This window comes from Rhodosalinus halophilus, from assembly GCF_003298775.1.
Taxonomy (GTDB): Bacteria; Pseudomonadota; Alphaproteobacteria; order Rhodobacterales; family Rhodobacteraceae; genus Rhodosalinus; species Rhodosalinus halophilus.
Map to the genome: position 1 here is coordinate 111,272 of NZ_QNTQ01000008.1, position 23,578 is coordinate 134,849.

General features: G+C 72.1%; 20 protein-coding genes. 8 read left to right on the forward strand and 12 right to left on the reverse strand.

The window, feature by feature from the left end; translation table 11 throughout:
* Positions 1–127: 127 nt before the first annotated feature.
* Positions 128–1,102 (forward strand): NAD-dependent epimerase/dehydratase family protein, encoded by a 975-nt coding sequence (locus DRV85_RS09970; protein WP_113289311.1) that lies wholly within the window; start codon positions 128–130, stop codon positions 1,100–1,102.
* A gap of 25 nt (positions 1,103–1,127) precedes the next feature.
* Here DRV85_RS09970 and DRV85_RS09975 read toward each other — a convergent pair whose 3' ends face one another.
* Entirely contained in the window at positions 1,128–1,961 is an 834-nt protein-coding gene (locus DRV85_RS09975) for a class I SAM-dependent methyltransferase (protein ID WP_113289312.1), read from the reverse strand.
* Between the two features lie 444 nt (positions 1,962–2,405).
* Here DRV85_RS09975 and DRV85_RS09980 point away from each other — a divergent pair, with 444 nt between their 5' ends.
* The 5 genes from DRV85_RS09980 (at position 2,406) to DRV85_RS10000 (ending at position 6,858) form a co-directional block, all read left to right on the forward strand.
* Positions 2,406–3,017: a holin-associated N-acetylmuramidase gene (locus DRV85_RS09980; RefSeq protein WP_113289313.1), complete on the forward strand. Its 612-nt coding sequence runs from the start codon at positions 2,406–2,408 to the stop codon at positions 3,015–3,017.
* Complete coding sequence (locus DRV85_RS09985) at positions 3,008–3,529, forward strand: 3TM-type holin (RefSeq protein WP_113289314.1); 522 nt, start codon at positions 3,008–3,010, stop codon at positions 3,527–3,529. Before DRV85_RS09980 ends, DRV85_RS09985 begins: the two co-directional genes overlap by 10 nt.
* A gap of 55 nt (positions 3,530–3,584) precedes the next feature.
* Positions 3,585–5,567 (forward strand): heme lyase CcmF/NrfE family subunit, encoded by a 1,983-nt coding sequence (locus DRV85_RS09990; protein ID WP_113289315.1) that lies wholly within the window; start codon positions 3,585–3,587, stop codon positions 5,565–5,567.
* Positions 5,564–6,016: a cytochrome c-type biogenesis protein gene (locus DRV85_RS09995; RefSeq protein WP_113289316.1), complete on the forward strand. Its 453-nt coding sequence runs from the start codon at positions 5,564–5,566 to the stop codon at positions 6,014–6,016. The genes DRV85_RS09990 and DRV85_RS09995 overlap by 4 nt, the downstream gene beginning before the upstream one ends.
* Before the next feature lie 65 nt (positions 6,017–6,081).
* On the forward strand, positions 6,082–6,858 hold the full coding sequence (locus tag DRV85_RS10000) for an enoyl-CoA hydratase-related protein (RefSeq protein ID WP_113289317.1): 777 nt from the start codon (positions 6,082–6,084) through the stop codon (positions 6,856–6,858).
* Between the two features lie 129 nt (positions 6,859–6,987).
* Here DRV85_RS10000 and gltA read toward each other — a convergent pair whose 3' ends face one another.
* Positions 6,988–8,283: a citrate synthase gene (gene gltA / locus DRV85_RS10005; protein ID WP_113289318.1), complete on the reverse strand. Its 1,296-nt coding sequence runs from the start codon at positions 8,281–8,283 to the stop codon at positions 6,988–6,990.
* A gap of 85 nt (positions 8,284–8,368) precedes the next feature.
* Positions 8,369–9,778 carry a glutamate--tRNA ligase gene (gltX, locus tag DRV85_RS10010; protein ID WP_113289319.1) on the reverse strand — a complete coding sequence of 470 codons (1,410 nt, stop codon included), beginning with the start codon at positions 9,776–9,778 and terminating at the stop codon, positions 8,369–8,371.
* Positions 9,779–9,939: 161 nt separating this feature from the next.
* On the opposite strand from gltX, the gene DRV85_RS10015 reads away from it, so the two are divergent.
* Entirely contained in the window at positions 9,940–12,027 is a 2,088-nt protein-coding gene (locus DRV85_RS10015; RefSeq protein WP_113289320.1) for a ComEC/Rec2 family competence protein, read from the forward strand.
* Here DRV85_RS10015 and lexA read toward each other — a convergent pair.
* From lexA to DRV85_RS10045, 6 genes are all read right to left on the reverse strand, one after another.
* Positions 11,984–12,694 carry a transcriptional repressor LexA gene (gene lexA, locus DRV85_RS10020; protein WP_113289321.1) on the reverse strand — a complete coding sequence of 237 codons (711 nt, stop codon included), beginning with the start codon at positions 12,692–12,694 and terminating at the stop codon, positions 11,984–11,986. The two genes, DRV85_RS10015 and lexA, sit on opposite strands and share 44 nt — an antisense overlap.
* A gap of 83 nt (positions 12,695–12,777) precedes the next feature.
* A complete protein-coding gene (locus DRV85_RS10025) occupies positions 12,778–13,959 on the reverse strand; it encodes a molybdopterin molybdotransferase MoeA (protein ID WP_113289322.1) in 1,182 nt (393 codons plus the stop codon).
* Entirely contained in the window at positions 13,956–14,432 is a 477-nt protein-coding gene (gene moaC, locus DRV85_RS10030) for a cyclic pyranopterin monophosphate synthase MoaC (protein ID WP_113289323.1), read from the reverse strand. The genes DRV85_RS10025 and moaC overlap by 4 nt, the downstream gene beginning before the upstream one ends.
* Before the next feature lie 8 nt (positions 14,433–14,440).
* Entirely contained in the window at positions 14,441–15,253 is an 813-nt protein-coding gene (gene trpC, locus DRV85_RS10035; RefSeq protein ID WP_113289324.1) for an indole-3-glycerol phosphate synthase TrpC, read from the reverse strand.
* Positions 15,250–16,272 carry an anthranilate phosphoribosyltransferase gene (trpD, locus tag DRV85_RS10040; protein ID WP_113289325.1) on the reverse strand — a complete coding sequence of 341 codons (1,023 nt, stop codon included), beginning with the start codon at positions 16,270–16,272 and terminating at the stop codon, positions 15,250–15,252. Before trpD ends, trpC begins: the two co-directional genes overlap by 4 nt.
* Positions 16,269–16,850 carry an anthranilate synthase component II gene (locus tag DRV85_RS10045; protein WP_113289326.1) on the reverse strand — a complete coding sequence of 194 codons (582 nt, stop codon included), beginning with the start codon at positions 16,848–16,850 and terminating at the stop codon, positions 16,269–16,271. The genes trpD and DRV85_RS10045 overlap by 4 nt, the downstream gene beginning before the upstream one ends.
* Before the next feature lie 147 nt (positions 16,851–16,997).
* Between DRV85_RS10045 and DRV85_RS10050 the strand changes: the two genes are divergently transcribed.
* Complete coding sequence (locus DRV85_RS10050) at positions 16,998–18,914, forward strand: divergent polysaccharide deacetylase family protein (RefSeq protein WP_113289327.1); 1,917 nt, start codon at positions 16,998–17,000, stop codon at positions 18,912–18,914.
* A 28-nt stretch (positions 18,915–18,942) separates the two neighbouring features.
* Here the strand turns inward: DRV85_RS10050 and trpE are convergent, their stop codons facing one another.
* From trpE to DRV85_RS10065, 3 genes are read right to left on the reverse strand one after another with little or no spacing between them, the layout of a single operon-like run.
* Positions 18,943–20,457, reverse strand: a complete 1,515-nt coding sequence (gene trpE / locus DRV85_RS10055; RefSeq protein ID WP_113289328.1) for an anthranilate synthase component I — start codon at positions 20,455–20,457, stop codon at positions 18,943–18,945.
* A 4-nt stretch (positions 20,458–20,461) separates the two neighbouring features.
* The gene (locus DRV85_RS10060; protein WP_113289329.1) at positions 20,462–22,309 is read right to left on the reverse strand and encodes a peptidylprolyl isomerase; all 1,848 of its coding nucleotides are present in this window, start codon (positions 22,307–22,309) and stop codon (positions 20,462–20,464) included.
* Positions 22,310–22,336: 27 nt separating this feature from the next.
* A complete protein-coding gene (locus tag DRV85_RS10065) occupies positions 22,337–23,536 on the reverse strand; it encodes an aminotransferase (RefSeq protein WP_113289330.1) in 1,200 nt (399 codons plus the stop codon).
* Positions 23,537–23,578 lie beyond the last annotated feature (42 nt).

A 23,578-nucleotide genomic window follows, 5' to 3' on the forward strand; every position in this document is an offset into this window, starting at 1 on the left:
CTGATTCTTTTTTGCTCCGCCGCATGCACGCGTCGCCCGCGACCTGCCGGTTGCCGACTGCCGGGTATGGACTGGCCTGCCGCTCTCGATCACTCTTCGGCGGAACCAGAAACGGGGGACACCGGCCGTGGATGCACTCACAGACCCTTTCCTGATCGATCCGGCCGCTTTGCCCGGCCCGGTGCTGGTGACCGGCGCGGGCGGATGCATCGGCGCCTGGACCGTGGCGATCCTGTCGCGCTCTGGCGTGCCCGTCGTGGCCTTCGACCTGAACGACGCGCGTGCGCGTCCCGCGCTGGTGATGGGGGAAGAGGGTGCCGCCGCCCTGACGTGGGAGACCGGCGACATCGCCGACCGCGGCCGCCTCGACGAGATCTGCGACCGCCACGGGATCGGCGCGATCATCCACCTCGCCGGGCTTCAGGTGCCCTTCTGCAAGGCCGACCCCGCCGCGGGCGCGCGCGTCAACGTCGAGGGCACGATCAACGTGCTGGAACTGGCCCGCCACCGCAGGCTGAAGCGGACGGCCTACGCCAGCTCGGTCGCGGCCCACGGAATGCCGCCGGGCGGCGAGGCCGTCGCCACGCTCTACGGCGCCTACAAGCTGGCCAACGAATACACCGCGCGGATCTACTGGCTCGACTGGGGCGTGCCCTCGGTCGGGATCCGGCCCAACGTGGTCTACGGCGTCGGGCGCGACCAGGGCATGACCTCGGGGGTCAGCGTGGCGCTGGCGCACGCCGCGCGCGGCGAGGCCTACGAGATCGCCTTCGGCGGGCCTGTCAGCTGGCTCTACGCGGGCGAGGCCGCCGCCGCCTTCATCGCCGCCGTCGCCCGCGAGGGTGACGATGCCCGCGTCTTCGACCTGAACGGCGCCTGCATCTCGGTGGAGGACGGCATCGAGATCCTGTCGCGGATCGCGCCGGGTCACCGGGTGACGACGACCGGCACACGCCTGCCGTTCCCGCCGGATCTGAGCGACGGGCCGATCCGGGACCAGCTTGGCGACTACCCCTCGATCGCGCCCGAGGAGGGGATCCGCGCGACCTACGAGGCCTTCGCGCGCCTCGCGGGGCAGGGCAGGCTCGCGGCACAGGCCTGACCCGACCCGCGGGATCACGGCCCTGTCAGCGGCGCGTTCCGGCCGCGACGAGATACTCGCGCGGCACGCAGACCCCGAGATCGGTGGCGAAGCCGTCGTGGAAGGCGACGAACTCGCGCTCGAGCGACCTTGCGTCGGCCGCGTCCAGCTTGCCGGCGAGCGTGCGCAGCGGACCGTAGCCCTCGACGAAGGTCCGCCAGGCGGATTGCCCGTCGGGTTCGCGATAGAAGGAGGTGCCCCGCTCGAACGCGAGATCGAAATGGTCGCCGAGCAGCTCGGTCAGGCGCGCCTCGCGGCCCCAGTCAAAGGGCGAGGGCGGCGGCGTGCCGGCAGGCTGCTGCGGCATGTAGGCCTTCATGATCCTGAACATCTCGAAGACGTTGCCCTCGGGTGTCCAGGTGGCCAGCGCGATACGGCCCCCCGGCTTGCAGACGCGCGCGAGCTCGGCGGCGGCATCCTCGGGGCGTTGCACGAACATGATGCCGAAGCTCGAGAAGACCGCGTCGAACGCGGCGTCGGGATAGGGCAGGGCCTCCGCGTCGCCGAGGTCGAAGGCGATGTCGAGGTTGCGCGCGGCGGCCATCTCCTCGGCCGCGCCCAGCATGTCGGGCGCGAAGTCGACGCCCGTCACGGTGCAGCCGCGGGCGGCCATGCGCCGCGCGGCCCAGCCGGTCCCCGTCGCCACGTCGAGCACATGGCCGCCCCGGGGCGGGTCGAGACGCTCGATGCAGTGCTCGATGGCGTCCAGGATCCCGCGGCTGACCTCGTCATAGGCCCCGCCGCCGCTGGACCAGGTGGCCGAGGGCGTCGCGTTGTGGCTGCGGATCGTCTCGCCGCGACGGCGCGTTGCAAGTGTCATGGTTACCTCCGTTGAAATGTGATGGCAGAGATCCCGTCGTTGGCCGACGACGCGCGCGACGCGGCCCCGAACCTCGCCCGGAGCAGTCGTTGCATCCGGCAGACGGCAACTCGGCCATGCCTCTCCCTCCTCTGCATGCCGTCCCGTCCCCCGGAACGGCTGCGACGCGTCAGCGAGACTCGCACCGGCGGTCGGCTCGGGGCTAGTCCACGGACTGAACCCCGCGCTCGCATTTCTGAGACGTCGGAGGGCGCGTCATTCAGCGGCGGCGCGTGACGGCGGGTCATGAAAGCCGATGCCGGCATCCCGGCCCGGGCAGGAGGCGACAGCTGCATGTCCTGCCGCGCGCCGCAGACACGTCTTTTGCAGGCAACGCACGCCGTGCCAGCGCCGGCTTAACGGCGTGACGCCAGGCTCGCGGCATCCCCATGCAGGAGGCATGCGATGCGGAGCGTGCGAGAGATCGCCGAAGAGATCGTGGACCGCGAAGGCGGCTACGTGAACGACCCCGACGACCCCGGCGGCGCCACGAAACACGGGGTCACCATCCACACCCTGCGCCGGCTGGGGCTCGACCTCGACGGCGACGGGGCCGTGACCGAGGCCGACGTGCGGCGGATTTCGCGCGAGCAGGCCGTCGAGATCTTTCTGCGCCACTACTACGAGGCGCCGGGAATCGGGCGGCTGCCCGAGGCGCTGCGCGCCTCGGTCTTCGACATGTACGTGAATGCCGGCGCGAACGCGGTGAAGATCCTGCAGCGCCTGCTGGGCGACATGGGGCTGCGCGTCGCGGTGGACGGCATCATCGGCCCCGAGACCGCGCGGGCCGCCCATGAGGCCGCGGCGCTCGCGCCCGAACATCTGGCCGACGCCTACGGCATCGCGCGGCGCAATTACTACTTCCGCCTCGCCGACGCCCGCCCGGCGAGCCGCAAGTACGCCCGCGCGCGCGACGGCGGCAAGGGCGGGTGGATCGCCCGTGCCGAGGCCTTCATCTCGCCGCGCTACCACATGACCGAGGCGGAGTTTCGCGCGCGGGTGGCGGCATGGGACTGATCGGTCGCCTCGTCGACGCCCTCTTCGGAGAGAGCCGCAACGTCCTCAAGGAGACGGCGGAGGTCTTTCGCGTGAACGCCGAGGCGGAGGCCGTGCGCGACGCGGACGCGCAGGCCGCGGCGCTCGCGCAGTTCGCGGCCGAGTTCGCCCATCCGCGGCGCGGGGCCTTCGACCGGCTGGTGGACGGGCTCAACCGCCTGCCGCGCCCGGCGATGGCACTGGGAACGCTGGCGCTCTTCGCCGCCGCGATGGCGGCGCCCCTTTGGTTCGCCGAACGCATGCGGGCGCTGGCCGCGGTGCCCGAGCCGCTCTGGTGGCTGCTGGGCGCGGTCGTGAGCTTCTACTTCGGCGCGCGTCACCAGGCCAAGGGGCAGGAGTTCCAGCGCGCGCTGGCCGCCGGGCTGCTGCGCGCCGCGCCGCGCGCGCGGCAGGCGGCCGCCGAGGCGCCGGGCGAGTCCAACCCGGCGCTCGACGACTGGCGCGCGCGCGGCGCCCGCCCCGCGACAAGGTGATCCGGGGCCGCCGAATCCGATTGGCCGTGGCAGCCGCTGCGGCTATATTCGGGCCATGATTACCGAACTCGGCCACTTCGCCCTCGTCCTCGCGTTTTTCGTCGCGATCGTGCAGTCCGTCGTGCCGCTGGTGGGCGCGCACAAACGCTGGCCGGGCTGGATCGCGGTGGGCGAGCCCGCGGCGACCACGCAGCTTCTGCTGGTGGGTTTCTCCTTCGCTGCGCTGACCTGGGCCTTCGTGACCTCGGACTTCAGCCTCCAGCTGGTGACGCTGAACTCCCACTCGGCCAAGCCGCTGATCTACAAGATCACCGGCGTCTGGGGGAACCACGAGGGCTCGATGCTGCTCTGGGTGCTGATCCTGGCGCTCTTCGGCGCGATGGCGGCCTGGTTCGGGGGCAACCTGCCGCCGACGCTGCGCGCGCGGGTGCTGGCCGTTCAGGGGATGATCGGGGTGGCCTTCCTGGCCTTCATCCTCTTCACCTCCAACCCCTTCATCCGCCTCGCCACGCCACCCTTCGACGGGCAGGATCTCAATCCGCTGTTGCAGGATCCGGGCCTCGCGCTGCACCCGCCCTTCCTCTATCTCGGCTACGTGGGTCTCTCGATCTGCTTCAGCTTCGCCGTCGGCGCGCTGCTCGAGGGGCGTGTCGACGCCGCCTGGGGCCGCTGGGTGCGGCCCTGGACGCTGGCGGCCTGGGTCTTCCTGACCATCGGCATCGCGCTCGGCTCGTGGTGGGCCTATTACGAACTCGGCTGGGGCGGCTTCTGGTTCTGGGATCCGGTCGAGAACGCCAGCTTCATGCCCTGGCTTCTGGCGGTCGCGCTGCTGCATTCCGCGATCGTCGTGGAGAAGCGCGAGGCGCTCAAGAGCTGGACGATCCTGCTGGCCATTCTCGCCTTCGGTTTCTCGCTCATCGGCACCTTCATCGTGCGATCGGGGCTGCTGACGAGCGTGCACGCCTTCGCCAACGATCCCGAGCGCGGCGTCTTCATCCTGCTGATCCTCGCCGTCTTCATGCTCGGCGCGCTCACGCTCTTCGCGGCGCGGGCGAGCGTCATGGAGGCGCGCGGCGTCTTCGGCATGGCCAGCCGCGAGTCGGCGCTGGTGGCCAACAACGTGCTCCTCGCCGTGTCGTGCTTCGTCGTCTTCGTCGGCACGATGTGGCCGATGGTGGCCGAGATGTTCTTCGACCGGAAGCTCAGCGTCGGCCCGCCCTTCTTCGACGCCGCCTTCACGCCCTTCATGGTGCTGCTGGGCCTGATCCTGCCGGTGGGCGCGATCATGCCATGGAAGCGGGCGCGCATCGGCCGCGCGCTGCGCACGCTCCGTCCGGCAGCGCTTTTAGCTCTGGCGGTCGGCGGCCTGACCTGGGCGATGCAGACGGGCAACTCGCTGCTGGGGCCGGTGGGCCTCTTCCTGGGGGCCTGGCTGGTCTCGGGCGCGGCGGTGGACCTTTGGCTGCGCGCGGGTCGGACGCCTGCGCGCCTGACGCGCCTGCCGCGGGCGGACTGGGGCCGCGCGGTGGCGCACTCGGGCTTCGGCATAACGGTGCTCGCCATCGCCGGTCTGCTCGCCTGGGAACAGGAGGACATCCGCGTCGTCCAGGAGGGCGAAAGCTGGCAGATGGCAGGCTTCGACCTCACGCTCGAGGAGGTGCGCGAGCTGCCTTACAACCCGGCGGAGGGGCGGAACTACTACTCCACCATGGGCATGATCACCCTGGCGCGGGACGGGCGCGAGATCGCGACACTCACCCCCGAGAAGCGCAACTATCCGATCGCCCGGATGCCCACGACCGAGGCGGGCATCGACTACCGCATCCTGCGCGACGTCTATGTCGTGCTGGGCGATCCGCAGGACGACGGCGGCTGGGCGGTACGCACCTATCTCAAGCCTCTCGCGAACTGGATCTGGGCGGGCTCGGCGCTCATGGCGCTCGGCGGCGCGCTCAGCCTGTCGGACCGTCGCTACCGGGTGGCCGCCGGCGCGCGCAAGACGAAGCCGGCGCCCGCCACGGGGGTGCCTGCGGAATGAGGCGCCTGATCCTGATCCTCGCGCTGCTGGCGAGCCCGCTGGCGGCGGTGCAGCCCGACGAAGTGCTCGACGACCCCGTTCTGGAAGAGCGGGCGCGCGAGATCTCCGAAGGTCTGCGCTGCATGGTCTGCCGCAACGAGAGCATCGACGAATCGAACGCGCCGCTCGCCCGCGACATGCGGCTCATGGTGCGCGAGCGGCTGGTCGCCGGCGACTCGGACGAGGAGGTGGTGCAGTATGTCGTCGAACGCTACGGCGAATACGCGCTGCTCAACCCGCGCGCGACAGGCGCGAACTGGATCCTCTGGCTCGCGGGGCCGGCGATGCTGCTGGTGGCGGCGCTGATCGCGGGGCTCTATCTGCGCGGGCGCGCCCGGGCGAAGCCACCGTCGGACGACGGGCTGTCGGCCGACGAGGAAGCGCGGCTCAAGGCGCTGCTCGAGGACTGACCCCTTCCCCTCGGCGCCCCATGCGGTAGAACCGGCGCGAGCCGGAGAAAAGAGAGGGGCCGGGCATGGACTATCAGACCATCACGCTGGAGATCGCCGACGACATCGCGGTGGTGCGGCTCGACCGCCCCGACGTGATGAACGCGATGAACACACAGATGCGCGCCGAGATCGGCCATGCGGTGCGCGAGGCGGGGCAGGGCGCCCGGGTCGTCGTGCTCACGGGCAACGGCCGCGCCTTCTGCTCGGGTCAAGACCTGGGCGACGAGCAGGACGCCGCCAACATGGATCTCGAGCGGATCCTGCGGGACGAATACGTGCCCATGCTGCGGGCGATCTACGACTGCCCGGTGCCGGTGATCGCCGCGGTCAACGGCCCGGCGGCGGGGGCGGGGGCCAACCTCGCGCTGGCCGCCGATGTCGTGATCGCGACCGAAAGCGCCTATTTCATGCAGGCCTTCACCCGGATCGGCCTGATCCCCGACGCGGGCGGGACATGGTTCCTGCCGCGGCAGATGGGGCTGGCCAAGGCGATGGGGGCTGCGCTTTTCGCCGAGCGCATCAGCGCACGCCAGGCCGACGACTGGGGAATGATCTGGGAGGCGGTCGCCGACGAGCCCTTCGAGGAGCACTGGCGCAAGCGCGCCGCGCATCTCGCCCAGGGGCCGACGCGCGCCTACAACGCCGTGCGCCAGGCGATCCGCGGCGCCTTCGAGGCGGGACTGGACGACCAGCTCATGCTCGAGGCGCGGCTGCAGGGCCAGTGCGGCAAGACACGCGACTTCCAGGAAGGCGTCCTCGCCTTCCTGGAAAAGCGCCCTGCGACCTACGAGGGGCGCTGAACCGCCCTATTGGGGCCACGCTGCGCGACACCGCAGACGCGGTCAGAGGAAAGCGGATGACGCCAGGCCGGGCGGGGCATGTTGGCCGCGCCCGGCTGGCGTTGCAGCAGGCCGCGTAGGCCGGCAGGCTCAGCGGTTCTCGATATCGACGTAGTCGCGGTTCGTGGCCCCGAGATAGAGCTGCCGCGGACGCCCGATCTTCATCTGCGGGTCGGCGATCATCTCCTTCCACTGGCTGATCCAGCCGACGGTGCGCGACACCGCGAAGATCGGCGTGAACATGGAGGTCGGAAAGCCCATCGCCTCGAGGATGATGCCCGAGTAGAAATCGACGTTGGGGAAGAGCTTCTTGTCGCGGAAATAGTCGTCCGAGAGCGCGATCCGCTCCAGCTCCTTGGCGACCTGTAGAACCTTGTTGTTCTCGATGCCCAGCAGCTCCAGCACCTCGTCGGCCGACTGCTTCATCACCTTCGCGCGCGGGTCGAAGTTCTTGTAGACGCGGTGGCCGAAGCCCATCAGGCGGAAGGGGTCGTTCTTGTCCTTGGCGCGCTCGATGTATTCCGGGATGTTCTCGACCTCGCCGATCTGCTTGAGCATCTCGAGGCAGGCCTGGTTCGCGCCGCCGTGCGCCGGCCCCCAGAGACAGGCGATGCCCGCCGCGATGCAGGCGAAGGGATTGGCGCCCGAGGAGGAGGCGAGCCGCACCGTCGAGGTCGAGGCGTTCTGTTCGTGGTCGGCGTGCAGCGTGAAGATCCGGTCCATCGCGCGGCTCAGGATCGGATCGACCACGTAGTCCTCCGCCGGCACGGCGAAGCACATGCGCAGGAAGTTCGACGCATAGTCGAGATCGTTGCGCGGATAGACGAAGGGCTGGCCGATCGAATATTTGTAGGCCCAGGCCGCGATCGTCGGCATCTTGGCGATCATCCGGATCGAGGCGACCTCGCGCTGCCAGGGATCGGTGATGTCGGTCGAGTCGTGATAGAAGGCCGACATCGCGCCGACGACGCCCACCATGATCGCCATGGGATGCGCGTCACGCCGGAAGCCGCGGAAGAAATACTGCATCTGTTCGTGCAGCATCGTGTGATTGGTCACGCGGCTCTCGAAATCCTCCAGCTGCGCCGCCGTGGGCAGTTCGCCGTAGAGCAGCAGGTAGCAGACCTCGAGGTAGTGCGACTTCTCGGCGAGCTGGTCGATCGGGTAGCCCCGGTGCAGCAGCTCGCCCTTGTCGCCGTCGATGTAGGTGATCGTCGAGTCGCATGAGGCGGTCGAGGTGAATCCCGGGTCATAGGTGAACACGCCCGCGTCCGCATAGAGCTTGCGGATGTCGATGACTTCGGGGCCCGCGGTCGGGCTGAACATCGGAAGCTCGTGCTCCTGCCCGTCGATCGTCAGCTTGGCCGTCTTGGTGCTTTCCGGCATGTGCACACCCTCGTCCTCGGGCCCGGGGGCGCATCGCGCGGCCCGGGCGATTGATCCCGAACGACGGGCCGGCGCGCCGGCCCGTTCAGTTCCTGCCCGCGGCAGCGTCCTCGAGCCGCGCCAGTGTCTCGTCACGGCCGAGCACCAGCATCATGTCGAAGACGCTTGGACTGACCGTGCGGCCCGCGAGCGCGGCGCGCAGCGGCGCGGCCAGCTTTCCGAATTTTATGCCGTTCTCCTCTGCGGCCCTGGTGGCGAGCGCCTCCAGCGCGTCGCGGCTCCAGCTAGCATTTCGCAGCTGCGGCGTCAATTCAGCCAGTATACCACGGGATACAGAATCCAGCGCCTGCGCCGCCTTGTCGTCCTTCCCGACCGGGCGCTCGGCGAGCACGAAGTTCGCCTTTTCAAGAAGATCCACGAAAGTCTTCGCGCGCTCCTTCAGGTGCGGCATGGCCATCAGCATCAGTTCGCGCCTGCGGTCGTCGAGCGGTGGACGCCCCGTGGCGGCGAGGAATCGTTCCAGCTCATGCAGCAGTGCAGCATCCTCCATGGCGGCGATGTGCCGGCCGCTGATACTGTCGAGCTTCTTCATGTCGAGCCGCGCGGGCGCCTTGTTGATGCCCTCGAGCGAGAACAGCTCGCGCAGCTCCGCGTCGGCGAACACCTCCTGGTCGCCGTGGCTCCAGCCCAGCCGCGCGAGGTAGTTGCGCATCGCCGCAGCCGGGTAGCCCATGTCGCGGTACTCGGTGAGCGAGACCGCCCCGTGCCGCTTGGACAGCTTCTTGCCGTCGGGGCCGTGGATCAGCGGGATATGCGCCCAGACCGGCACCTGCCAGCCCATCGCGCGAAAGATCTGCATCTGCCGCGCGGCGTTGTTGAGGTGATCGTCGCCGCGGATGACATGGGTCACGCCCATGTCGTGGTCGTCCACCACCACCGCCAGCATGTAGACCGGCGTGCCGTCCGAGCGCAGCAGCACCATGTCGTCGAGCTGGTCGTTGCGGATCGTGACCGGCCCCTGCACCTGGTCCTCGATCACCGTCTCGCCCTCGCGCGGGGCCTTGAGGCGGATGACATAAGGGGCATCGGGGTGCGTCGCAGGGTCCGCGTCGCGCCAGGGGCTGCGGTAGAGGGTCGAGCGGCCCTCGGCGCGCGCGGCCTCGCGGAAGGCGTCGATCTCCTCCTGCGTGGCGAAGCACTTGTAGGCAGTGCCTTCGGCCAGCATCTGCCGCGCCACCTCGGCGTGGCGCTCGGCGCGCGCGGCCTGGCTCACCGCCGCGCCGTCGTGATCGAGGCCGAGCCAGTCGAGCCCGTCGAGGATCGCCTGTCGCGCCTCGGGGGTGGAGCGGGCACGGTCGGTGTCTTCGATGCGCAGCAGGAACCGACCCCCGCGGCCGCGGGCGAAAAGCCAGTTGAACAGCGCCGTGCGCGCGCCCCCGATGTGCAGGAAACCCGTGGGCGAGGGAGCGAAGCGGGTGACGACCTCGGCTGTCATGCGGCGCGGTCTCTCCTTGTCCGGGCGTGCCATCGCGGCGTCTCTCTATCCGCCGCGCCGGCGCAGGACAAGGCGCACGAGGGATCGGGCGGCCTTAACCAGCGGTTAACCTTGCTGGCGCAGGATGCGCCGCGGCCGGGCATGCCGGCGGAGGCTCGCAGATGGGGGACGGCGGCGCGCTGGGGCGTTGGCTGCTCGGGCAGCAGGGCAATCTCTTTCCCTGGGCGCCCGTGGCGCTGGCCTGCGGCATCGGACTCTACTTCGGCCTGCCGGTCGAGCCGCCGCCATGGGTGCTGATCGGCGCGGGGGTCGCTTCGGTCGCCGCGGGGGCCATGGCCGTGCGCCTCGGCCCGCTTTGGGCGCCGCTGTTGTGGTTGCCCGCGCTCGTGGCCGCCGGCGTCGTGATCGCCGCGCTTCGCGCGCATGCGGTCGCTGCGCCGGTGCTCGACTTTCGCTACTACGGTCCGGTGGAGGGCCGCGTCGTCGGGATCGACCGCTCCGCCTCCGACGCGACGCGGCTGACGCTGGACCGGGTCGTGCTGGCGCGGACGGACCCGGAGCGCCTGCCGTCGCGGGTGCGGATCTCGCTGCACGGCGAGGCCGGCGCGGACGTTCCGCCGGCGGGCGCGCGGGTCATTCTGACCGCCTGGCTCTCGCCGCCGCAGGGGCCGGTCGAGCCCGGCGGCTTCGATTTCCGCCGCCATGCCTGGTTTCAGGGGCTGGGCGCGGTAGGGTATGCGCGCACCCCGGTTTTGCTGCTCGCCCCGCCGGTGCCCACGGACCTCGTCGTGACGCGCGCCCGCATGGGGCTGTCGGCGCGGGTGCAGGCGGCGCTGCCGGGCGAGGCGGGGGCCTTCGCCGCCGCCATCCTCTCGGGCGACCGCTCGGGGCTCGGCCTTGCGGATCTGGAGGCGCTGCGGCACGCCAATCTCGCCCATCTCCTGGCGATCTCGGGCCTGCACATGGGATTGCTCGCGGGCTTCGTCTTCGCCGTGCTGCGCCTGGGGCTGGTCATGCTGCCGCGCATCGGCGCCCGGCTGCCGGCGAAAAAGCTCGCGGCGGGCGGCGCGCTGGTCGCGGCCGCGGGCTATCTGGCGCTGTCGGGCGGCAACGTGGCCACGGAGCGCGCCTTCGTCATGGCGGCGGTGGCGCTCTTCGCGGTTATGCTCGACCGGCGGCCGTTCTCGCTGCGGGCTGTGGCGCTCGCGGCGATGATCATCCTCGTCTGGCAACCCGAGTCGTTGCTGGGTCCGGGCTTCCAGATGTCCTTCGCGGCGACGACGGCGCTGGTGGCGGTCTTCGGCGCACTCCGGACGGGGCGCGTTCCGGAATTGCCCCGCTGGGCGCGGCCGGTGGCGGCGGTGGTCGTCTCCTCCGCCGTGGCAGGCCTTGCGACCGCGCCCGTGGCGGCCGCGCATTTCAACCAGTTCGCGCATTACGGGCTGATCGCCAATCTCGCTTCGGTGCCCCTCATGGGCACGCTGGTCATCCCCTCCGGCGTGGTCGCGGCGATGCTCATGCCGCTGGGGCTGGAGCAATGGCCGCTCGCCGTGATGGGGCTGGGGCTCGACTGGATCCTGGGCGTGGCGCACTGGACCTCCGATCTCGCCGGGGCGGTCCGGCCGATCCCGGCGCCGCCGCCCACGGTCCTGCCTCTCCTGGCGCTCGGAGGGCTCTTCGTCATGCTCTGGCAGGGACGCGGCCGGTGGGCCGGGACGGCGCCGGTCGCGGCGGCGCTGCTGCTCTGGGCGGCGACGGAGCGCCCGCCGGTGCTGATCGCGGCGGGCGGCGCGCTCGTCGGCGTGATGACCGAGGAGGGGCGCGCGCTGAGCAAGCCGCGCGGCGCGGGATTCGCCGCCGGGGTCTGGCTGGAGAACGACGGCGACGGCGCGGCGCGTGCGGAGGCCGCCGCGCGCTGGCCCGCGGAGGGCGCGCTGCGGGTGCGTCATCTCTGGGGCAAGCGCGGCGCCGCGCGCTTCGACGGCTGCGCGCCGGGGGAGATCGTGGTGCTGACCGAGGTCTTCGACGGGCCGCCGCAGCCCTGCCTTCTGCTCGACGGCGCGCGGATGCGCGGGGCGGGCAGCCTGGCGCTCTACGCGACGGACGCCGGCATCCGGATCGAGAGCGCGACGATCGAGGAGGGGCGGCGGCTGTGGAGCCCGGCGGGCGCGGCCGACGTGCCGCAGCGGCTCGCCGCGCTGGCGTTCAGTACATCCGGATCAGGCCCACCAGGCGGCCCTGCACCTTGACGCTGCCGCGCGGCAGCACCCGCGTCTCGTAAGCCGGGTTCGCGGCCTCGAGCAGGATCATGTCGCCCTTGCGCTTGAAGCGCTTGAGCGTGGCTTCGTAGCCCTCGACCTGGGCCACCACGATGTCGCCGTTCTGCGCGTCGGACGCTTCGCGAATTACGACGATGTCGCCGTCGTTGATCCCGGCCTCGATCATCGAGTCACCCTTGACCTCCAGCGCGAAGTGCCGGCCCTGGGCGGCGAGCATCGCGCCGGGCACGGCGACCTGCGGGGTCTCGTCGGCGATGGCCTCGATGGGCGCGCCGGCCGCGATCCGGCCCAGAAGCGGAAGCTCCGTCACCGCGCCGTCGCCCGCGGGCTCGGCGCGGGCGGGCAGGGGGCGGCCGTGCGCAGGTGCGGCGCCGCGATCGCCCTCGATCACGCGCAGACCGCCCTTGGGCTTCTGCGTGAGGCTCTCGGGCAGCTTCACGATCTCGATCGCCCGCGCCCGGTGCGCGAGCCGGCGGATGAAGCCGCGCTCCTCCAGCGCCGTGATCAGCCGGTGGATGCCCGACTTCGATCGCAGATCCAGCGCCTCCTTCATCTCGTCGAAGCTTGGCGGAACGCCGTCGCGCTCGACGCGGTCGTTGATGAAGCGCAGAAGATCCAGTTGCTTGCGGGTCAGCATTCAGCCCACTCCCATACCGCGTGTTGCGGCATGTTCTACGCATGTTCCCGTTTTGTGTCAAGCTTATCCACAGCCCCTTGCGCTCAGGGGCGGGGCAGCGGGATGTAGTCGACGGGCTCGCCGGCCTCCCGCGGGCCGTCTTCGGGCGGTCGAATGAGCAGGGCGTCGGCCTCGGCGAGCAGCGACAGAAGCGCGCTGTCCTGACTGTCGAAGGGATCGAGGCCATGGGGCGTGAGACGCGCGCGCATGTAGTGCTCGCGCGGGCCGTTGCGCGCCACGCCGCGGGCGAGCGCCGCCCGCCGGCGCGGCGCGGGCGCGGCGCCGAGCCCCAGCATCTTGCGGATCACCGGCGCCACGAAGACCGTGCCGCAGACGATGGCCGAGACGGGGTTGCCCGGCAGGCCGATCATCGCCGCCGCGCCCAGCCGGCCGGCCATGAGCGGCTTTCCGGGCCGCATCGCGACCTTGTAGAAGGCGGTGTCCATCCCCAGGGCCTGCGCCACCGGCGCGACGAGATCGTGATCGCCCACGGAGGCGCCGCCGACGGTCAGGATCAGGTCCGCATCGGCGGCGAGCTCGAAGCCCGCGCGCAGCGACTCGTCAGTGTCGCGCGCGACGGGCAGAAGCCGCGCCTCGGCGCCCTCGGCCTCGAGCAGCGCCTTGAGACCGAAGGCGTTGGAGGCGACGATCTGATCCTCGCCGGGATCCTCGCCCGGCATCACCAGCTCGTCGCCGGTGGAAAGAATGGCGACGCCGGGCCGGCGGGCGACCTGAACCTCGGGCAGGTTCATCGCCGCGATGAGCGCGACATCGGCCGCCGAGAGCCGCCGCGGCGCCGCCAGCCTGTCGCCTGCATGGAAATCGGCGCCGGCCGGGCGCACATGGGGCCCCGGGCCGGGCGTGCCGGTGATGATGACCGCCTCGCCCTCGCGCGTGGTGTCCTCCTGGATCACGACGCGGTCGGCGCCGTGCGGCATCGGCGCGCCGGTGAAGATCCGCACGGCTTCGCCCGGGCCGACGCGGCCCGCGAAGCGCCGGCCCGCGGGCGCCTCGCCGATCACGCGAAAGCGCGCGCCGGGGGTGACCTCGGCGGCACGAACGGCATAGCCGTCCATCGCCGAGGCGGAGAAGGGGGGCTGATTCCGCGAGGCCACGGCATCGGCCGCCAGCACGCGGCCCGCCGCTTCGCGCAGAGGCACCTGCTCGGCCTCCAGCGGCTCGACGAGCGCGAAGAGCCGCTCCAGCGCCTCGGCGACGGAGATCATTCCGCCTCGTAGCGGCCCGACTTGCCGCCGTCCTTGAGAATCACGCGCAGCCCGCCGATCTCCATGCCGCGATCGGCGGCCTTGAGCATGTCGTAGACCGTAAGCGCGGCGACCGAGGCGGCGGTCAGCGCCTCCATCTCGACGCCCGTGCGCCCGGTGGTCTTCGCGGTGGCGGTCAGGCGCAGCCCGGGCAGCTCGCGGTCGGGCACGACGTCCAGCGTCACCGAGGACAGCGGCAGCGGATGGCACAGCGGGATGAGATCGGCGGTGCGCTTGGCCCCCATGATCCCGGCGAGCCGGGCCACGCCGCCGACGTCGCCCTTCCTGGCGCGGCCTTCCTCGACCAGCGCCAGGGTTTCGGGCTGCATCCGCACCCAGGCCTCGGCGCGCGCTATGCGCGCCGTCTCGGGCTTGTCCGAGACATCCACCATGCGGGCCGCGCCCTCGTCGTCGAAATGGGTCAGTTCGGGCATGACGCGCCTCAGATCCCGGCCGGCCGCAGCGGCCGGGCGAGCAGCGCCTTCGTCGCCTCCGTCACGTCCTCGTGGCGCATCAGGCTTTCCCCGATCAGGAAACAGCGTGCGCCGTAGCGCGCGAGTTCGGCCAGATCCTCCGGCGTCGAAAGGCCGCTCTCGGAGACGATGATGCGATCGGCTGGCACATGCTTGATGAGCCGGCGGGTCACGTCGAGCGTGGTCTCGAATGTCCGGAGATCGCGGTTGTTGATCCCCACGAGCCGCGACGACAGCTTCGCGGCGCGGTCGATATCCGCGCGATCGTGCACCTCTATGAGCGCGTCCATCCCCCAGTCCCGCGCCGCGGCCTCCAGTTCCGCGGCCTGTGCGTCGGAGACGGCGGCCATGATGATGAGAATGCAGTCGGCCCCGAGCGCGCGCGCCTCGGCCACCTGGTAGGGGTCGTAGAGGAAATCCTTGCGCAGCACGGGCAAGCTGCAGGCGGCGCGCGCGTCGGTCAGGTCCGACTTCTGCCCCTGGAAGCTCGGCGCGTCGGTCAGCACCGACAGGCAGGCCGCGCCGCCCGCCTCGTAGGCCTCGGCCAGCGCGACGGGATCGAATGGGTCGCGGATCAGCCCCTTCGACGGCGAGGCGCGCTTGATTTCGGCGATCAGCCCGTAGCCCGTCTTGGAGGCCTGCAGGAGGGTCTCGGCGAAGGGGCGGACCTCCGGCGCGGCGCGCGCCTCGTCCTCCACCTCCTCGATCGGCTTGGCGGCCTTGCAGGCCGCGATCTCCTCGAGCTTGTAGGCGGTGATACGGTCGAGAACGGTTTCGGTCATGCGCTTTCCTTCGTGATCCGGGCGAGCGCCTCGACCTTGCCGCGCGCCGCGCCGCTGTCGAGGCTTTCGGCCGCCATCGCGACACCTTCGGCCGGGTCCGCCGCGCGCCCGGCCACGATCAGCCCGGCGGCGGCGTTGAGCAGCACCGCGTCCCGATAGGCCGAAGGCTCCCCCTCGAGGAGGCCGCGAAAGGCGCGCGCATTGGCGGCCGGCGTGCCGCCCAGGATCGACTCGAACGGGTGCGGGGGCAGGCCGAACTCCTCGGGATGAATGTCGCGTTCGGCGATGGTGCCATCCTCGTCAAGGCTCACGATGCGGGTCGGACCCGCGATCGAGATCTCGTCGGTGCCGTCGGCGCCGTGGACGAGCCAGGCGCGCTCGCTGCCCAGCCGCTTCAGCGTCTCCGCCATCGGGCGCAGCAGCGCCGCCGAAAAGGCGCCGGTGAGCTGGCGCGCGACGCCGGCGGGGTTGGTGAGCGGCCCGAGGATGTTGAAGATCGTGCGGGTGCCCAGTTCGGCCCGCACGGGGCCGACATGCGCCATGGCGGGGTGATGCATGGGCGCCATCATGAAGCCGATGCCCGCCTCCGCGAGCGCCCGCTCGACCACCGGCGCGTGGACCATGACATTGACGCCCATCTCCGAGAGCGCGTCGGCGGCGCCGGATTTCGAGCTGAGATTGCGGTTGCCGTGCTTGGCCACGGGCACGCCGGCGCCGGCCACGACGAAGGCCGCCGCGGTCGAGATGTTGAGCGTGCCCTTGCCGTCGCCGCCGGTGCCGACGATGTCCATGGCGCCGGGCGGCGCGGAGACCTTCTGGCATTTCGCACGCATGACGGCTGCGGCCGCGGCGTATTCGTCCACCGTCTCGCCGCGCGTGCGCAGCGCCATCAGGAACCCGCCCATCTGCGCCGGCGTCGCCTCGCCTTCGAAGAGGCAGCGAAAGGCCGATTCCGCCTCGGCCACGGTCAGCGGGCGTTCGGCGGCGAGCCCGATGAGCGGCTTGAGGCTCTCGGTCATGCGGCTTCGCGGGTGAGGGCGAGGAAGCCGCTGAGCAGCCGCGCGCCATGCTCTGAGGCGATGGATTCGGGATGGAACTGCACGCCGTGCACCGGCAGCCTGCGGTGCGCGAGCCCCATGATCGCGCCGTCCCCGGTCTCGGCGGTGACGCGCAGCGAGCCGGGCAGCCCTTCCCGCGCGACGACGAGCGAATGATAGCGGGTGGCCGTGAGCGGCGACGGCAGGCCGGCGAAGAGCCCTGTGCCGTCGTGCGAGACCCGGTCGGTCTTGCCGTGCATGATCCGCGGCGCGGGGACGACCCGCCCGCCAAAGGCCTGCCCGATCGTCTGATGGCCGAGGCAGACGCCCAGGAGCGGCAGCCCCGCTTCGGCCGCCGCGCGCGTGAGGTCGAGGCAGATGCCCGCGCGGTCGGGGTCGCAGGGACCGGGCGAGAGCACGATGCCGGACGGGCCGAGCGCCAGCGCCTCCGCCACGCTCAGCGCGTCGTTGCGGCGCACCACGACCTCCGCGCCCTGATCGCCCAGGGCGTGGACGAGATTCCATGTGAAGCTGTCGTAGTTGTCGATGAGCAGCAGCATCCGCGGGCCGTCGGCACGAAGGGGTGGAGGGGCGCGCCCCGGTCGCGCTATACATGCTCAGGCTTGCGCGAGACCGTCAAGGGGGGCAGGCCGCGGCCCTGGGCAGGGGCCGGGAGAGAGGCAGGACTGGCAGGAAGGACGGGGCCATTGGCACGCGGGGCACTCTCGGGATTCATTTGGGGCGCGGCGGTCTTCGCGATCGGCGCGGGCGTTCTGGCCTATCTCGCCGGGCCGCCGCCGGAGCGAAACCAGCCGCCCGGGGCGGTGGCGGAGGCGGAGGACGCCACGACGCCCGACGAGGCGGCCGAGGCGGCCGATGGCGAGGCCGCCCCGCAGGCCGACGATGACGCGCCGGGGACCGATACCGCGGCGACGGCGGCCGATGGTCCGGGCGCGGCCGAAACCGATCTCGCCGCACCGGCGGGGTCGCGCTTCAACGCCGAGCGCGAGGATCGCCCCGCGCAGCTTCCCGGCGCGCTGCCGCCGCCCGAGGCGCCTGCACAGGCGCCCCGCGCGACGCGACCCGTCCCCGATCAGCCCGCCGCGCTCGAAGAGGGCGCCCGGCGCGCGGCGGAGGTGCCTGCGCCGGTGGCGCCGGAGGTCACGATGTCCGACCCGGGCGCGGCGCCGCCCGCGTCGGGCGTGACGCTCGGCGACGCACCCGCGGCGGAAAACCCCCGGGGTGCGGCGTCCCGCGCCGAGGCGCCCGATGCGGATGCGCCGGCGGCGCTCGAAGATGAGGCGCGCCGCGCCGCCGCCGCACCAGACGCGCGTACGGCCGAGACGGGCATGCAGGCGCCCGAAACGCCCGGCGGTTCGGCGGAGGTGGCGCTGGGCGAGGCACCGGCCGCCGCCGAGCCGCCGGCAGCCGCGCCCGGACCCGCGGCGCCGGCGACGGAGGATACGCCTGCTTCGTCCGACGCTCCGACGCGGCCGGAGGCCGGCAGCTCGGAAGAGATGGCGGCGCTCGAGACGCCGGCGGAGACCGAAGGAGCGCCCGCGGCCCCCGGCGGGGACGATGCGCCCGTCGTCCGCGCGCCTGACGAACCGGCAGGAGTCGCCGCGCCTGACACCGAAACCGCCCCGGACGCCGCCACGGCCGCGCCACGCCCCGATGCGTCGACGCAGGACCGCGCATCCGCGACCGCGCCCGAGAGCGCCGCCGCGCCGTCGGCGCCGCAGGCACCCGACGAGTCCGCGCCGCAGCCTTCGCCCGAGCCTTCGCAGCCGGACGCGGGCGACACGAGCGAGCGCGTCGCCGTCGGCCGCGCGCCGGGGGATCTGTCGCAGCTCGCCCCGGAGATCCGCACGAACCGCTTGCCCGCCGTCGGCGCCGGCGCGCCGCCCGAGGAAGAGGCCGCCGCGGCGCCGGCCGACTCCTTGCCGCCGATCCGTCGCTACGCGGCCGAGGTCGATCTGCCCCCCGACAGCCCGCGCCTGGCGATCGTGCTGGTGGACGACGGGACGCTGGAGTTCGGCGCCGAGGCGCTCGCCGGCTTTCCCTTCCCGGTCAGCGTCGCGCTCGATCCGGCCCGCCCCGACGCAGCGGAGGCGATGGCGGCCTACCGCGCGAAGGGAATCGAGGTGCTGGCCTTGGCCGATCTGCCGGAGGGGGCCGCGCCGCAGGACGCCGAGGTGGCGAGCGGCGTCTGGTTCGACGTGCTGCCCGAAACCGTGGCGGTCCTCGAGGGCCGCCCCGGCGCGCTTCAGCAGGACCGCGCGCTGGCCGAACAGGTGGCCGGGATCCTCGCCGAAAGCGGCCGAGGTCTGGTGCTGCATGCACAGGGGCTCAACACCGGCCTCGCGCTGGCCGAGCGCGCAGAGGTTCCGGCCGCCACGCTGTTCCGCAGCCTCGGCGGCGCAGGCGAGGATGCCGGCGCGATGCAGAGAGCGCTGGAACAGGCCAGCCTGCGCGCCCGGAGTGAGGGAGCCGCGTTGGTGACGGCGCCGCTGCGGGCCGAGGTGCTTCCCGTGCTCGTCTCCTGGGGCGTCGGCGACCGCGACGCCGGCCTTGCGCTCGCGCCTGCCTCGGCGGTCCTGCTGACAGGCCACGAGTCGGAGTGATCCGGGAGGGAGTGCACCGGCCGGACGGTCAGTTGCCCTCGCCCTTGCCGGCGAACCGCGCGGCCTCCTCGGCCGCGCGGCGGATGGCCTGGCTCTTGTTTACGGTTTCCTGCCACTCGGCCTCGGGATCGGAGTCGTGGACGACCCCGCCGCCCGCCTGGATGTAGAGCTTGCCGTCCTTGACCACCGCCGTGCGCAGCGCGATGCACATGTCCATGTCGCCGCCGGCGCTGAAGTAGCCGACGCCGCCCGCGTAGACGCCGCGCTTCTCCGGCTCGAGCTCGTCGATGATCTCCATCGCCCGCACCTTGGGCGCGCCCGAGACGGTGCCGGCCGGCAGACCCGCGAGCAGGGCCGAGAGCGCATCCTCGCCCTCGGCCAGCTGGCCGGTGACGTTCGAGACAATATGCATGACGTGGCTGTAGCGCTCGACGGTGAAGGTCTCGGTCGGGCGCACGGTGCCGATCCGCGCCACGCGGCCCACGTCGTTGCGCCCGAGATCGAGCAGCATCAGGTGCTCGGCCCGCTCCTTCGGATCGGCGAGCAGATCGGCCTCGAGCGCGCGGTCCTCCTCCGGCGTCGCGCCGCGGGGACGCGTGCCGGCGACGGGGCGGATCGTGATCTCGCCGCCGAAGGCCCGCACGAGGATCTCCGGGCTCGCGCCCACGACGTGAAAGCCGCCCATGTCGAAATAGAACATGAAGGGCGACGGGTTCGTGCGGCGCAGGGCGCGGTAGAGCGCGAAGGGCGGCAGCGGGAAGTCCTGCGTCCAGCGCTGCGAGGGCACCACCTGAAAGATGTCCCCGGCGCGGATATAGGCCTTCGCCCGCTCGACCGCCGCGAGATAGTCCGCGCGCGCGAAATTCGACACCGGCGCGGCCAGCGGCAGGGGCTCGCCCATCTCGCGGCCCGCGGCCGGCAGGGCGCGGTCGAGATCGCGCACCGCGTCCATCACGCGCTCGGCCGCCTGCGCGTAGGCGGCCCGCGCCGGGACGCCCTCCTGCACCCAGGCAGGGGCGACCACCGTGACCTCGCCCTTGACCCCGTCGAGCACGGCCAGCACCGACGGCCGCGACAGCAGCGCATCGGGCAGTCCCATGGGGTCGGGGGGCGCGTCGGGCAGCCGCTCGACCAGGCGGACCATGTCGTATCCGAGATAGCCGAAAAGCCCCGCCGCGGCCTGCGGCATGTCCTCGGGCAGATCGATCCGGCTCTCGGCGATCGTCGCTCGCAGCGACTCGAGCGCCGGACGCGGGTCGGGCTCGAAGGCCTCGGCGTCGAAGCGGGCATGGCGGTTGATCTCGGCCCTCCCGTCGCGGCAGCGCCAGACGAGGTCGGGCTTCATCCCGATGATCGAATAGCGCCCGCGGATCTCGCCGCCGGTGACGGACTCGAGCAGGAAGCTCATCGGCTGGGCGCCGGCGAGCTTCAGCATCAGCGACACCGGCGTGTCGAGATCTGCGGCGAGCCGGGCCGACACGAGCTGGTTGCGGCCCGCCCTGTAGCCTTCGGCGAAGGCCTCGAAATCGGGCGTGAGCGCCATCCGCCTACTGGAAGCTCGCGTGCACCGCGTTGATCGCGGCCTGATCCAGGGTGATCCCCGCGCGCATCTGCACGTCGCGCGCGTAGTATTCCAGCAGATCGCCGGCGAGGCTGCTGCCCGCCTGCGCCGCGACCTGCTCGCGCAGCGCGGCGATGTCCCCGGCGTCGGGGTCGGGCGCGGCGATCTCGTCGAGCCGCACGAGGATGACGGCCGCGCCGTCGGGCACGAGGCGCACCTCGCCCGGCTCCATGTCGAAGACGGTCTCGGAGAAACCGCCCGGCAGACCCTGCACCTGGCCGCCGCGGGTCACGCCCTCGACCTCCGTCGCGCCCTCGAGTCCCACGCCGGCGAAGTCGCGCCCCTCGCGCAGCGATTGCGCGAGTTCTTCGGCCTGCTCGCTGAGCCGCGCGCGGATCTCCTGCTGCTCCCACAGCAGCGTCGCCTCGCCCGCGACCTCCTCGAAGGGCGCGGGCGCGGGAGGCGTCACCGCGTCGAGCCGCAACGCGAAGAGCCCGCCGTCCTCGAGACCGACGATCTCGGGGTAGTCGTCCTGCGTCACCGCCGCGGCCGCCTCGCGGAAGGCGGGGTAGGCGGCGATGCCCTCGGACATGCCCGAGTGCCAGTCGATCGAGCCAAGGCGCATCTCGGTTTCGTCCGCGAGTTCCTCCAGCGTGGCGCCGCCGGCCAGCATGTCGTCGAAGCTCTCGGCCTGATTGGCGAGCACGCGGCGCGCGCGGTCGGCCGCCAGTTCCTCGCGCAGCTCCGGCCGCGCCTCCTCGAAGCTCGTCTCCTGCGCGGCGAGCGCGCCGTTGATGCGGAAGAGCGCGGGGCCGAGCGACGAGGGCAGGGGGCCCACGACCGCGCCCGTCTCCGCGGCGAAGACGCGCTCGGACGCCTCGCCGAGGTCGCGCCGCGTGACGTCGCCCAGATCCACGTCCGAAAGCGACAGGCCGCGCGCCTCGACCTCCGCCTCGAAGCTCGTCTCGCCCGCCTCGATCGCCTCGCGCGCGGCACGGGCCGCGGCCTCGTCCGGATAGGCCAGGCGCTCCACCAGCCGCCGCTCGGGCTGGCGATACTGGGCCGCGCGGCGCTCGTAGAGGTCGCGCAGCGCCGCCTCGTCCACCTCGACGGTGTCGAGGATCATCTCGGGGGTGAGCCAGGCGTAGGTGATGCTCTTGCGCTCGGGCCGCATGAAGCGGTCGGTGTTCTCCTCGTAGAAGCTGCGAAGCTGCGCCTCGTCGGGCGCCGGCACCGGCGCGTCGAGCGCGCCGGGCCCCAGCCGCGCCCAGGTGAAACTGCGCCGCTCGGCGAGAAAGCCGATCAGGGTCGAGACATAGCCTTCGGGCGCGGGGGTGGCGGCGCGGATCGCGCTCTGAAGGATGCTGCGCGCGGTCTCGTCGCGGAGGTCTTCCTCGAACTCGGCCTCGGTCAGCCCCGCGTTCTCCAGCGCGAAGCGATAGGCCTCGCGGTCGAAATTGCCGTCGGGGCCCTGGAAGGCCTGGATCTCGGCGATCTGTTCGGCGAGCACCGCGTCGCCCACCGAAAGGCCGAGGCGGTCCGCCTCGTGATCGAGCGCGGCCTGCACGATCAGACGACCCAGAACCTGCTGGTCCACGCCGGCCTCGCGCGCCTCCTGGAAGGTGACGGCGGAGCCGCGCTGCCGGGTGAGCGCGCGCAGCTCGTTCTGCAGGGCGCGCGCATAGGCCTGCGCCTCGATCGGCTCGTCGCCGACCTCGCCCACGGTGCGGACCGTGCCGGTGAGATTGGTGGCGCCGAAGCCGGCGAGTCCGATGATGAGCAGACCCAGAAGTATCCAGACGAAGATCCGCGATGTCCCGCTGCGCGCCGCCATGTCGCCTCCCTGTCCGCTTCCGGCTACCTAGCCGCGCGGCGGCGTCTCGGCAAGCGGGTAGGCAAGCGTGGCGAGACGGCGGTAGAGCTCCGCGATGCCGTCCCGGTCGACGTTGGCGTAGGCCACGCGCAGGTGGCGCGCGCCGGTCTCGTCCGCCTCCGGCATGAACATGGTGCCCGGAAGGGCGAGGACGCCGATGTCCCCCACCATGCGGCGGGCCAGCGTGTCGGAGGGCATCGCGAAGGGATGCTCGAAATAGGCGAAGTAGGCGCCCACGCCCGTCAGCCGCCATCCGGCCCGCGCGAGCGGCCCGGCGCCCTCCTCGATGGCCGCGCGCCGGTCGAGGATCTCGGCCCGCTCGCCTGCGAGCCATTGCGAGAGGTTGCGCAGCCCCCAGAGCGCTGCGTGCTGGCCCAGCTGCGGCGCGCAGATCGCCACGGTGTCGAGGAACTTCTCCGCTTGGGCCAGCGTGCCCTCGGCCGCGATCATCGCGCCGGTGCGGTGCCCGGTCAGGCGGAAGGCCTTGGAGAAGGAATAGAGATGCACCAGGTGGCGCGGCCAGTCCGGGTCGCCGAACAGCCCGTGCGGCGGGCCGGGCCGCGCGTCGAAGTCGCGGTAGGTCTCGTCGAGGATGAGCGTGAGCCCACGTTCCTGCGCCAGATGGTAGAAGGCCGCCACGACGTCGGCCGGATACTCGACCCCGCCGGGGTTGTTGGGCGTCACCAGAACGATGGCGCGGGTGCGCGGCGTGACGAGGGCCGCGGCGCGCTCCGGGTCGGGCAGGAGCTCGTCGTCGCAGGACAGCGGAACGGCCTCGACCCCGCTCATGTCGAGCCACATCTTGTGGTTGAAGTACCAGGGCGTCGGCAGGATGACCTGATCGCCTTCGCCGGTCAGCGCGGCGATGGCGGCGCAGAAGGCCTGGTTGCAGCCTGCGGTGACGGCGACCTGGCTCGCGGCGACCGCGCCGCCGTAGGCCGCGCTCCACCGCTCAGCGATCTCGCCGCGCAGCTCGGGCAGGCCAAGGACGGGCCCGTAGAGATGCACCTCCGGCACCTCGGTGACGAGCCGCGCCATCTCGTCGCGCAGGGCCGCGGGCGGCGGATCGACCGGCGCGGCCTGGCTGACGTTCAGAAGCGGCAGGCCCGCGGGCGGCGCGGCGGCGTCGAGCCAGCGCCGCGCCTCCATCACGGGCGGGCGGAAGGTGGCTTCGGCGCGGGTCGTCATGCGCCGCTCATCGCGCCCGTGCGGGCGCGCTTCGCGAGAAGG

What these genes read in the sequence shown, in the direction of transcription:
- DRV85_RS09975 (WP_113289312.1), bottom strand. Translation starts at nt 1,961, where the DNA reads ATGACACTTGCAACGCGCCGTCGCGGCGAGACGATCCGCAGCCACAAC.
- DRV85_RS09980 (WP_113289313.1), top strand. Translation starts at nt 2,406, where the DNA reads ATGCGGAGCGTGCGAGAGATCGCCGAAGAGATCGTGGACCGCGAAGGC.
- DRV85_RS09985 (WP_113289314.1), top strand. Translation starts at nt 3,008, where the DNA reads ATGGGACTGATCGGTCGCCTCGTCGACGCCCTCTTCGGAGAGAGCCGC.
- DRV85_RS09990 (WP_113289315.1), top strand. Translation starts at nt 3,585, where the DNA reads ATGATTACCGAACTCGGCCACTTCGCCCTCGTCCTCGCGTTTTTCGTC.
- DRV85_RS09995 (WP_113289316.1), top strand. Translation starts at nt 5,564, where the DNA reads ATGAGGCGCCTGATCCTGATCCTCGCGCTGCTGGCGAGCCCGCTGGCG.
- DRV85_RS10000 (WP_113289317.1), top strand. Translation starts at nt 6,082, where the DNA reads ATGGACTATCAGACCATCACGCTGGAGATCGCCGACGACATCGCGGTG.
- gltA (WP_113289318.1), bottom strand. Translation starts at nt 8,283, where the DNA reads ATGCCGGAAAGCACCAAGACGGCCAAGCTGACGATCGACGGGCAGGAG.
- gltX (WP_113289319.1), bottom strand. Translation starts at nt 9,778, where the DNA reads ATGACAGCCGAGGTCGTCACCCGCTTCGCTCCCTCGCCCACGGGTTTC.
- DRV85_RS10015 (WP_113289320.1), top strand. Translation starts at nt 9,940, where the DNA reads ATGGGGGACGGCGGCGCGCTGGGGCGTTGGCTGCTCGGGCAGCAGGGC.
- lexA (WP_113289321.1), bottom strand. Translation starts at nt 12,694, where the DNA reads ATGCTGACCCGCAAGCAACTGGATCTTCTGCGCTTCATCAACGACCGC.
- DRV85_RS10025 (WP_113289322.1), bottom strand. Translation starts at nt 13,959, where the DNA reads ATGATCTCCGTCGCCGAGGCGCTGGAGCGGCTCTTCGCGCTCGTCGAG.
- moaC (WP_113289323.1), bottom strand. Translation starts at nt 14,432, where the DNA reads ATGCCCGAACTGACCCATTTCGACGACGAGGGCGCGGCCCGCATGGTG.
- trpC (WP_113289324.1), bottom strand. Translation starts at nt 15,253, where the DNA reads ATGACCGAAACCGTTCTCGACCGTATCACCGCCTACAAGCTCGAGGAG.
- trpD (WP_113289325.1), bottom strand. Translation starts at nt 16,272, where the DNA reads ATGACCGAGAGCCTCAAGCCGCTCATCGGGCTCGCCGCCGAACGCCCG.
- DRV85_RS10045 (WP_113289326.1), bottom strand. Translation starts at nt 16,850, where the DNA reads ATGCTGCTGCTCATCGACAACTACGACAGCTTCACATGGAATCTCGTC.
- trpE (WP_113289328.1), bottom strand. Translation starts at nt 20,457, where the DNA reads ATGGCGCTCACGCCCGATTTCGAGGCCTTCGCCGAAGGCTACAGGGCG.
- DRV85_RS10060 (WP_113289329.1), bottom strand. Translation starts at nt 22,309, where the DNA reads ATGGCGGCGCGCAGCGGGACATCGCGGATCTTCGTCTGGATACTTCTG.
- DRV85_RS10065 (WP_113289330.1), bottom strand. Translation starts at nt 23,536, where the DNA reads ATGACGACCCGCGCCGAAGCCACCTTCCGCCCGCCCGTGATGGAGGCG.